We start from the raw sequence: 9,475 nt of genomic DNA, 5'->3' as shown, positions 1-9,475 counted from the left end.
GGGAGCCGACCGCGAGCGAACGTCTGCTGACGTATGGCTCCCCCCTCCCGGAGGGGAGGGGCCGGGGGTGGGGTGACACGAGCGGCGGGCAATTGCAAAAAGGTATACTAGCCTGCCAGCTCCCGCTGCGCCGCCTCGCGCTCGGCGGGCGGATTTACATTGCGTAGCGCATCGCTGCCAGGCGTGGGTAATACTTCCACATCGCTGTTGATGAGCATTTTGCGCGGACACGAATATCCTAGGCCCAAAAAACGCAACAGCTCAGGGTAAGCGCGCGGCTCAAAAATGGTGATGAGCGGCTCGGGAAAGTCGCTGCCGGGACTTTGGAAGGCGGTGGCCAGGCGGGCGGGTTGGCGGCCAGCCACGAGTTGGCGCAGCACATCGGCGGTCAAGAAAGGCAAGTCGCAGGCCAGCACCAGCCAAGCGGCGTTGGGGTCGTGGCGGAAGGCCGATAAGATGCCGCCCAACGGCCCTAGGCCTAGGAAAGCATCGGGCAAGGGCTGGAGGCCAGCGGGCAACTCGGCCGCTTGCTCGGCGCGGCACGACACGAAGACATCCTGACAAACCTCAGCCAGCAGGGAGGCAGCTACTTCGCGCTGCTCGCGGCCCTCGGGGCCATAGCGGAGGCGGCCTTTGTCGGTTTGCATGCGCTGGCTGAGGCCACCGGCCAGCACGAGGCCGCGTAGCGGGGCCTGGTGGCGCACTAGCCACTGCTGCACCCAGGCGGCCAGGCCGGCCACATCGGCCAGTGCGAACTGTGGCAGCTGCGCGTGGTGCGGCAGGTGCGCTTGTAGGTAGTCAGGCAGTTGGGTTACGCCTTCGGCGAATACGAAGGCTTGCACGTCAGTCAGCTTGTCAAGCTTGTGGGCTAGGGTTTTGCGCGGGTCGATGAGCACGATTTGATGGCGGGCGCGGAAGTGGTTGCCGTTCACCAGCACGAGGCTGGTGCCGGCCAGCAGGTCGGGCTGTGAGAAGCGGTCGAGCGCGCGGCGCTCGTCGCGGCGGCGGAAGTGGATTTTGTCGGTTACTTCCACGGCCGCGCCGGCTTGCAGCATCGGGCTCAGGGTCTGGGCTTCGTCGGCGTCGCCGCTGGCGTGGTCGGCATCGACATAGCCCACGCGGTGCCCGGCGGGCGCCAGCGCGGCCGTGAGGCTAGCGGCGAGCCGCTGAATATCGCCGCAGGGCGCGCCCAGAAAGGCTAGCTCGTGGCGGGCAAAATCGCCTAGGTCGGGTCGGGCGAGGTCGGCGTGCTTGGTACGGGGCGGAGTCAGAGGAGTCATAAGGCTGTAACAGCGTAGCGCGAACTTTGTAGTTCGCGTATGCAAGCAGGCAGTGCGCCCGCATTGCATTCAGTCCGTCCTCCTACGCGAACTACTACGTTCGCGCTACTTCGCCCATGATTTCCGTCGCCGACGCCTACCAGCAGATTCTCGCCACCGCCCGGCCCCTGCCCCCCGAAACCGTGCCGCTGGCCGCTGCCGTAGGCCGCGTATTGCGCCAGGAAATAACTGCCGACCGCGACTTTCCGCCCTACCACCGCGTGACGATGGACGGCATTGCCATCAGCTTTGCAGCGCTGGAAGCAGGCCAGACTACTTTCTCCATCGAGCGCACGCAGCTAGCTGGCGCGGTACCTGAGCTGCTGCATAACCCGCAAGCCGCCATTGAGATAATGACCGGTGCGGCCCTGCCGCCCGGCACCGACACGGTTATTCGCTACGAGGACATGGACTTCACGGACAGCCCTACCCGCCAGGCCACCGTGCGGGTGGCACCGCCCCGCCAGGGCCATAATGTGCACGCGCAAGGCAGCGACCAAACGGCGGGCACCCTGCTCCTAGCTCCCGGCCTGGTCCTCAGCCCCGCCGATATAGCGGTGGCCGCCACAGTGGGCGCGGCTACGCTGGCCGTGGCCCGGCGCCCTAGGGTAGCGGTAGTGAGCACCGGCGATGAAATAGTGGACGTAATCGACGCGCCCCTCCCCCACCAGATTCGGCGCTCCAACGCCTACATGCTGCAAGCAGCCCTGACGCTAGACGGAGCCACGAGCGACATTTTTCACCTCGACGACGACCTAGGTACCTTAAAAGCCAGCCTGCCGCCGCTACTAGCCGAGTACGACGCCGTGCTACTGAGCGGCGGCGTTTCGAAGGGGAAGGCCGACTTTTTGCCGCAGGCGCTGCGCGAGTCAGATGTTACGGAGCTGTTTCACCGGGTGGCGCAGCGGCCGGGGCAACCGCTGTGGTTTGGGCAGCGGCCGGGCGGCGCGGTGGTGTTTGCCCTGCCGGGCAACCCGGTGGCGACGTTCGCCGCCTACTACCGCTACGTGCGCGGCTGGCTGCGCGCGTGCCAGCAGGCGGCCCCTAGGCCGTTGGTTTTCGCCGAGTTGGCCGAGGCCGTGGAATTCAAGCCAGCGCTTACCTATTTTCTGGCTGTGCGGCTCGAAAGCGCGCCCGATGGCCGCCTGCTGGCGCACCCCGCACCCACCGCCGGCTCGGGCGACCTAGCGGGCTTGCTGGCGGCTGATGGCTTGCTAGAGCTTGCGCCTGATGCTACTCATTTTGCGGCGGGCACGGCGTGGCCAGTGTGGCCGTATCGGGGATAGCCTCCCATATACTAATGGCAGATAACCGGCAGCTTTTTTAGCGTAATTAACTGATTTTCTAAGCGCACAGTGTAATAGACGAGATAGGCTGAACTGTATATTTGACAGTGTTTAGCACACTGACTTAATTATTCAGCTTCTTATCTACGCATACACCAACTATGCCCTTATTTAATCCTACGGCCAGCGTTGCTCCAGGCGACAGGCTGGCGTTTGGCTGGCTAAAAGCCAGTTGGCTTTACCTGATGCTAATTCCGGCACTGGTCTGGGGCTGGTCGTCGCTCTCGCTGCCACGTAGCTTGGCTTCGGTGGCGCTCACGGTCTTTACAGTGGGGCTAGGCCACTCCATTGGGCTGCATCGCGGCGTTATTCACCGCTCGTACCGCTGCTCGCGGCTCATGCGTGGGTTTTTGGCGTATTGCTTTGTGCATTCGGGCCTAGGCGGGCCATTGTCGTGGGTGCGGGTTCATTACTTCCGCGACTACTGGCAAAATCGGCCCGACTGCCCAGCCTACTTCAGCTACGACCACTCGATGTGGCGCGACTACGGCTGGAACCTGCACCTGGCCCTGCGCCCCGCCGATGAGGCGCGCTACGCCATTCCGTCCGAAGACCTGTACGACCCGTGGCTACAATTTTTAGAGCGCACCTGGTACTGGCACGTGCTGGGGGCAGCCGCTCTCATTTGGAGCTTTTTTGGTTTTGAAACTATGATAGTATGCGTGTGCCTGCGCATCAGCGTCACCATCTTGGGGCACTGGTTTGTGGGATTCGTGTCGCACAAATACGGCTACGCCCGCTACGACATCGACCATGCCACCGAGCACGGCTACAACAACTTTGTGCTGGGTGCACTCTCATTTGGCGAAGGCTTCCATAACAATCACCACGCGCACCCCAGCTCGGCTAAAATGAGCACCGCCTGGTACGAACTCGACTTAGGTTGGTATTTGATTGCAACCCTACGCGCCCTAGGTCTGATTTGGGACGTGCAAGTGGTAGGCCAAACGCCTACCCAAAAGCCGCAGGCTAAGGCCCGCGCCTACCGCTGGCGCTGGCCCTGGCAAGAATAACGACCACTGCCTTAAAACAAAAAGCCCCGACGCTCACACCGAGCGCCGGGGCTTTTACTTTCGCTGCAAAGCGCTTACTTAAACAGTGCCAGCGCTTTAATGAACGTTTGCGAAACGCCCCACGCCAGTGGAATACCCACGTAGAGCCACGCCAGAATAGTCGAGCCACCGGCCGACTCTTCGGTAGCGGGGGCAGTAGAATTTGGTTTCGGATTCATCGCTAGTCAAGCTTAAAAGGTGATAAGCAGCAGCCTAGTGGCCGCCCGCTTCGATGGTAACCGGGCCTTTCTCCTGGTATTTCTCGTTGACGGCCGTCACGGCCAGGTCAGCGAGGAAGCCCACGGCCAGCAGGCCGGCCATGGTGTAAAATACCGTTTGGTACGCCGCCGCGCCGGTGAAGCCAGCGGCCTTGCGGCCTTCCGACAAGCTGTGCACGATGAGCGGACCTAGGACGCCTGCCGTGCTCCAGGCCGTGAGCAAACGCCCATGGATGGCTCCCACTTGGTACTTGCCAAAGAGGTCGGACAAGAAAGCCGGCGCGGTGGAAAAACCACCGCCGTACATGCTGATAATCACGCAGGCTACTACCACGAACAGCGTGAGCTGGAGGTTGTGTCCGAGCGTTGGAATGAGCGAGTAAAGCACCACGCCCAGGCCGAAGTAGATAAGGTATATTGGCTTGCGGCCTAGCTTGTCTGAAGCCGACGACCAGAAGAAGCGACCGAGCAGGTTGAACAAACTCAGCAACCCCACGAAGCCCGCCGCAGCAGCGGCCGTTACGCCCCGGCCCGCCCCCATGGCAGCATCAGAGAACGTTTCCTGGATGAGCGGCGAGGCGGTTTCGAGCACGCCGATACCGGCCGTCACGTTGCAAAGCAGCACTACCCACAGCAGCCAGAATTGCGGCGTTTTGATGGCATTATCGGCCGATACGTTGCCGGTAGTGATAAGCGCACTATGCTCCTCGCTGGGTACGTAGCCGGCGGGCTTCCAGTCGTCGGCGGGCACCCGGATGGTCCACACGCCCCACTGCATAAAGAGCAAATAAATGATACCCATTACAATAAAAGTTGGCGCTACGCCCTGCGGTGCCGAGCCCTTAAAGTGGTTCATAAGCGCCACGGCCAGTGGCGAGCCTATCATGGCGCCGCCCCCAAAACCCATGATGGCCATGCCCGTAGCCACGCCCTTGCGGTCTGGGAACCACTTAATTAGTGTGCTCACCGGTGAGATGTAGCCGATGCCCAGCCCAATGCCACCCACAAAACCGTAGCCGAAATACACCAGCCAGATATTGTGCAAATGCACGCCGAGCGAGGCAATTAAAAACCCGCCCCCGAAGCACAGCGCCGAGGCCAGCATGGCTTTGCGCGGCCCTACGCGCTCGAGCCACTTACCAAAAATGGCGGCCGATAAGCCCAGCAGCACAATGGCGATAGAGAACGTCCAGCCAATCTGGCCCGGCGTCCAGTCAGTAGGCGCGGGATGGGCCGGGTCGCCGCTGATGAGCGACCCTAGGGGCTTGTTAAACACGCTGAACGCGTAGGCCTGCCCAATGGCCAGGTGAATGGCCAGTGCGGCCGGCGGTACCAGCCAGCGGTTGTAGCCGGGCGGCGCAATGGTGCGGCTGCGGTCAAGCAGCCCAGCGGAAGAATTGGGCATAGGTGGGATTTTAGAGAGGTAAGCATGAATAGCCAGCGCGTAAAGCCCTAGCTTGACGCAAGGTAGAAGTAGTACGTAAGGACGCAAGCGAACGGCAGTATTATTTTGCTAATCTGCTATAGCTACCTGCATTAGCCCCAGTTTGGCGCCTTAAAACGATTGCTTCGCTACGCTCACACAGCAAGCGTTTTTTGAAAGAAAAAGCCCCTGGCGTACTACCAGGGGCTTTTTCTTAATAATAGCGATACCTAGGCGGGCACTGCTTCTGCCCGCTGCTTCTGGGCCTGCGGCGCTTTTTCGACCTTGGCCGGCGCCACCGTCACTACCACGTATTTCGAGGTGGGCGTGTTGCTCACCTTGGCCACGCTGCTAATGGGCACCAGCGGGTTAGCCTCGGGGAAGTAAGCCGAGACGTTGCCCTTCGGAATGTCGTAAGGAATAACCAAAAACTTCTCTACGGTGCGCTGCTGCCCCTCGAAGTGGCTCGTGATATCGACCGGCTGCTTGGCTTTTAGACCACGCTCGGCGATGTCTTCTTTGTTCATGAAAATAACGCGGCGCTCGCCGTGGATGCCCCGGTAGCGGTCGTTGTAGTCATAGATGGTCGTGTTGAACTGGTCGTGGCTGCGCACCGTCATCAAGATGAGCTGGCCGGGCTCCAGGCTGTACTTCTCCAGCTCGGTAGTGGTGAAGTTCGCCATGCCATTCTTGGTCGTGAACTTGCGCTCGCGGGGGCCATTGGGCAGGTAGAAACCACCCGGCTGCCGCAGCTGCTCATTAAACTTCTCGAAGCCCGGAATAACCCGCGAAATGTGGTCGCGAATGACATCGTAGTTTTCGGTCATGGCTACCCAGTCGGCCACGTTGGTGCGGTCGGGGCCGAGCGTAGCAATGGCCACGCCCGCCAAAATGGCGACCTCGCTCATTATCTGGCCGGGCACGGGCACCAGCACGCCCTTATTCTGGCTTACTACACCCATCGAGTTTTCGCAGCTCGTCATCTGGTGGCCAGACTTTTGCATGTCGATGTCGGCGTGCGAGAAGCAGGGCAGCAGCAGGCTGGTTTTGCCGGTGGTGAGGTGGCCACGGTTGAGCTTGGTGCCTACGTACACGGTCAGGTTTTGCTTGCGCATGCCTTCGGCGATGACTTCGGTATCGGGGCCGGCGGCCAGCAAATTGCCACCTAGGCCGAAATACACCTTCAGCTTGCCGTGGTACATCTGCTTGATGGCCTCCACCGTGTCGTAACCGTGCTCGTAGGGCGGCTGGAAGTTGAATTCCTTACCCAGGGCGTCCTGAAACGCCTTGGTGGGCTGCTCCCACACGCCCATCGTGCGGTCGCCCTGCACGTTGGAGTGGCCGCGCACCGGGCAAGTACCCGCGCCGGGCTTACCAATGGCGCCCTTCATCAGGTGCAGGTTCACAATCTCCTGAATAGTTTGCACGCCCTGGCGCTGTTGCGTCACGCCCATGGCCCAGCAGGTGATTATTTTCGTTTTGGTAGCCAGCATATTAGCCGCTTCCAGTAGCAAGCCGCGGTTGATGCCGCTTAGCTCCTCAATATCCTCCCACTTGGTGTTGCGGATGTTCTGCTCAAACGACTCGAAGCCCGTGGTGTACTCCTTAATAAAGGCGTGGTCAACCACCTGGCCGGGGTTGCGGTCCTCCGCCTCAAATAAGTGCTTCATGATGCCGCGCAGCAAACCCATGTCGCCGTCTACCCGCACTTGCAGGTAGAGGTCGGTGATGGGCGTGCCGTCGCCCATCAGCACCCCGAGGGCTTTAATGGGGTTCATGAAGTCCTGCGGATTCTTGAAGTGGTTGAGGCCAGCTTCAATCAACGGGTTAACGCTGATAATCTTGGCCCCGTTTTTCTTGGCTTTTTGCAAAGCCGACAGCATCCGCGGATGGTTGGTGCCAGGGTTTTGGCCGATAATGAGAATCACCTCGGCTTCGTAGATGTCGTTGAGCGTCACGGAGCCTTTGCCCAGCCCTAGGGTCGGGCTGAGGGCCGCGCCGCTGCTCTCGTGGCACATGTTGGAGCAGTCGGGCAAGTTGTTGGTACCAAACTGCTTGGCGAACAGCTGAAACAAGAACGCCGGCTCATTGGGCACCTTGCCTGAGGTGTAGAACGCCGCCTCGTCGGGCGACTCTAGCGCGTTCAACTCGCGGCCAATGATGTCAAAGGCTTCGGGCCACTCGATGGGCTCGTAGTGCGTGCCGCCGGGGCGCTTCACCATGGGGTGCGTGAGGCGCCCTAGGTTGTTCTGGTCGCGGTCGCTCATGCGCGACAGGTCGGCCAGGCTGTACTTGGCAAATACCTCGGGGCCGCAAGCGCGGTCGTCGGCATCGGAGGCGCTAGCCTTGGCGCCGTTTTCGCAGAACTCGGCTACCGAGCGGTGGTCGTCGGGGTCGGGCCAGGCGCAAGAAGAGCAGTCGAAGCCGTCCTTCTGGTTCATTTTCAGCAGTACCTGGGTGCCGCGGGTCATGCCCGCCTCGCCCCAGCTAAACTGCATCGATTTCATCACGGCCTCCACACCGGCCGCAATTTTCATGCGGTTTTCGAGCTTGAGGCCCGTCAGCTCTTCCGTGGGCTGGGCCAGTACGGGGTTGTGGTACTTGGCCCCGGCCACGTCGGGGGCCGGAATAGGCGTTTGGTCGCGGTCCACTTGCGGGTCGGGGCGATAATGGTCGTTGGTGGGCGCCACGCCCTGGTCGGGGCGCTGGCCGCTTTGGGGGGAGTTTTGCTCGGCGCCTTGCTGCTCGGTCTTGCCGGCCTTGCTCGGGTCGTTGGTGGGCGACTCTTCCATACTACTATCGGGTATAAACGGGTGGGATGATTACTACTATAGAAACTACCAGCTAGCCACCGCAAAGCCTGCGCCACGGAGCTTAATGCCGGCAATCCAAGTCTTTTTCTACTAGGATACGTAATTCGCGCCCTTCAGCGACAACGATTTGGGCCGAAAAACCATTTTTTTCGGTATTAGTCCATTCCTGCGCCAGTGCGGCGGGCACTTCTACGGCCAGCGCCCCGGCGGCATAACGTAGCTGCACGGCCTCGGCCGTTGCCGTAGCGGGTAGCTTTTCCAGCGCGTATTCCAGCGTTTGGCCGGCGGCCGGCCCAAACGTGATGGTGTACGCTACGCGCCCGGTGTGGGCAAACTGCGCCACCTCGGCTTCAGACAGCCGCAGGCGCAGCGAGTTTTCCTCTAGTCTCAATTTCATAACTCACTGGCTTATACGCTGGCTGTGCGTGTAGATATTAAATCGCTCGTTGCGCACGAAGCCCAGCAAAGTCAAGCCAAACTCGTCGGCCGCCTCCACCGCCAGGCTACTCGGCGCGCCCACCGCAGCTAAGATGGCCACGCCCGCCATCGCGGCCTTTTGCACCAGCTCGAAGCTGGCGCGGCCACTCAGCAGCACTACGTGCTGCCCTAGGGGGAATTGCCCGCTCAGCAGCGACGCGCCCACCACTTTGTCAAAGGCATTGTGGCGGCCCACGTCTTCGCGCAGCAGCAGCAACTCGCCATCGGCCGAGAACAGAGCCGTGGCGTGCAGGCCACCCGTTTGCTCAAACAATGCCTGGGCCGCCCGCTGCCGCTCGGGCAGCGCGTGGATAAGGGCGGTGGGCACCCTAGGGCTATCTAGGGCGGGCGGCAGTGGGCAAGCGGTGTTGCGCACGGCTGCAATACTGGTTTTGCCGCACACCCCGCAGCTAGAGGTGGTATAGAAGTGCCGCTCCAAGCGGTCGAGTTCTACGGCCACATCGGGGGCTAGTTCGGCGCGTATCACGTTGCCACGCTCCTCGGGCCGCCTAGGGTCGGCGCGGTGCTCGATGTGCAGAATGTCCGCCGGCTGGCGAATAATGCCTTCGCTCAGTAGAAAGCCAGCTACCAACTCGGCATCGTGGCCGGGCGTGCGCATGGTCACGGCCAAGCTGCGCGTTTGGCGCTGGGTGGCGGGGCCGTGCAGCAGGCTGATTTCCAGCGGCGCTTCCACGGCCAGCAGGTCGGTGGCGTGGGTGGTGGCGGCGCCGGCCACGCGCGCCACGGTGGTGCGGATGGCACTGGCGGCGGGCGGGGGCTGGAGCGGTAGCGTCGGCATAGGCGAAATAACCTCGGCCAGCCGCAGC

General features: G+C 61.6%; 8 protein-coding genes. 2 read left to right on the top strand and 6 right to left on the bottom strand.

The genetic code is table 11. The features are described from left to right. Positions 1-107 precede the first annotated feature (107 nt). Positions 108-1,280: an NTP transferase domain-containing protein gene (locus VFO93_RS02825; protein WP_325132801.1), complete on the bottom strand. Its 1,173-nt coding sequence runs from the start codon at positions 1,278-1,280 to the stop codon at positions 108-110. A 116-nt stretch (positions 1,281-1,396) separates the two neighbouring features. Here VFO93_RS02825 and VFO93_RS02820 point away from each other — a divergent pair, with 116 nt between their 5' ends. Continuing rightward, positions 1,397-2,605, top strand: coding sequence for a molybdopterin molybdotransferase MoeA (locus VFO93_RS02820; protein WP_325132800.1), 1,209 nt, complete (start codon positions 1,397-1,399; stop codon positions 2,603-2,605). Positions 2,606-2,850: 245 nt separating this feature from the next. Further along, positions 2,851-3,678 (top strand): acyl-CoA desaturase, encoded by an 828-nt coding sequence (locus VFO93_RS02815; protein ID WP_325132799.1) that lies wholly within the window; start codon positions 2,851-2,853, stop codon positions 3,676-3,678. 74 nt (positions 3,679-3,752) lie between these two features. On the opposite strand, the gene VFO93_RS02810 is transcribed toward VFO93_RS02815, so the two are convergent. The 5 genes from VFO93_RS02810 to fdhD form a co-directional block, all read right to left on the bottom strand. After that, positions 3,753-3,896 carry an MFS transporter small subunit gene (locus VFO93_RS02810; protein ID WP_198991485.1) on the bottom strand — a complete coding sequence of 48 codons (144 nt, stop codon included), beginning with the start codon at positions 3,894-3,896 and terminating at the stop codon, positions 3,753-3,755. A gap of 34 nt (positions 3,897-3,930) precedes the next feature. After that, positions 3,931-5,340: an L-lactate MFS transporter gene (locus VFO93_RS02805; RefSeq protein ID WP_325132798.1), complete on the bottom strand. Its 1,410-nt coding sequence runs from the start codon at positions 5,338-5,340 to the stop codon at positions 3,931-3,933. Positions 5,341-5,588: 248 nt separating this feature from the next. After that, positions 5,589-8,150: an FdhF/YdeP family oxidoreductase gene (locus tag VFO93_RS02800; RefSeq protein WP_325132797.1), complete on the bottom strand. Its 2,562-nt coding sequence runs from the start codon at positions 8,148-8,150 to the stop codon at positions 5,589-5,591. An 82-nt stretch (positions 8,151-8,232) separates the two neighbouring features. After that, positions 8,233-8,568: a DUF7009 family protein gene (locus tag VFO93_RS02795; RefSeq protein WP_325132796.1), complete on the bottom strand. Its 336-nt coding sequence runs from the start codon at positions 8,566-8,568 to the stop codon at positions 8,233-8,235. A gap of 3 nt (positions 8,569-8,571) precedes the next feature. Beyond that, on the bottom strand, positions 8,572-9,447 hold the full coding sequence (fdhD, locus tag VFO93_RS02790) for a formate dehydrogenase accessory sulfurtransferase FdhD (RefSeq protein ID WP_325132795.1): 876 nt from the start codon (positions 9,445-9,447) through the stop codon (positions 8,572-8,574). Positions 9,448-9,475: the final 28 nt, after the last annotated feature.

Source organism: Hymenobacter sp. (genome assembly GCF_035709525.1).
Lineage (GTDB): Bacteria > Bacteroidota > Bacteroidia > Cytophagales > Hymenobacteraceae > Hymenobacter.
This window is presented reverse-complemented; position numbering and strand designations above follow the sequence as displayed.

Bases quoted from the DNA above. Each gene is read 5' to 3' on its own strand.
- VFO93_RS02825 (WP_325132801.1), bottom strand. From the start codon at position 1,280: ATGACTCCTCTGACTCCGCCCCGTACCAAGCACGCCGACCTCGCCCGA.
- VFO93_RS02795 (WP_325132796.1), bottom strand. From the start codon at position 8,568: ATGAAATTGAGACTAGAGGAAAACTCGCTGCGCCTGCGGCTGTCTGAA.
- VFO93_RS02805 (WP_325132798.1), bottom strand. From the start codon at position 5,340: ATGCCCAATTCTTCCGCTGGGCTGCTTGACCGCAGCCGCACCATTGCG.
- VFO93_RS02820 (WP_325132800.1), top strand. From the start codon at position 1,397: ATGATTTCCGTCGCCGACGCCTACCAGCAGATTCTCGCCACCGCCCGG.
- VFO93_RS02800 (WP_325132797.1), bottom strand. From the start codon at position 8,150: ATGGAAGAGTCGCCCACCAACGACCCGAGCAAGGCCGGCAAGACCGAG.
- fdhD (WP_325132795.1), bottom strand. From the start codon at position 9,447: ATGCCGACGCTACCGCTCCAGCCCCCGCCCGCCGCCAGTGCCATCCGC.
- VFO93_RS02815 (WP_325132799.1), top strand. From the start codon at position 2,851: ATGCTAATTCCGGCACTGGTCTGGGGCTGGTCGTCGCTCTCGCTGCCA.
- VFO93_RS02810 (WP_198991485.1), bottom strand. From the start codon at position 3,896: ATGAATCCGAAACCAAATTCTACTGCCCCCGCTACCGAAGAGTCGGCC.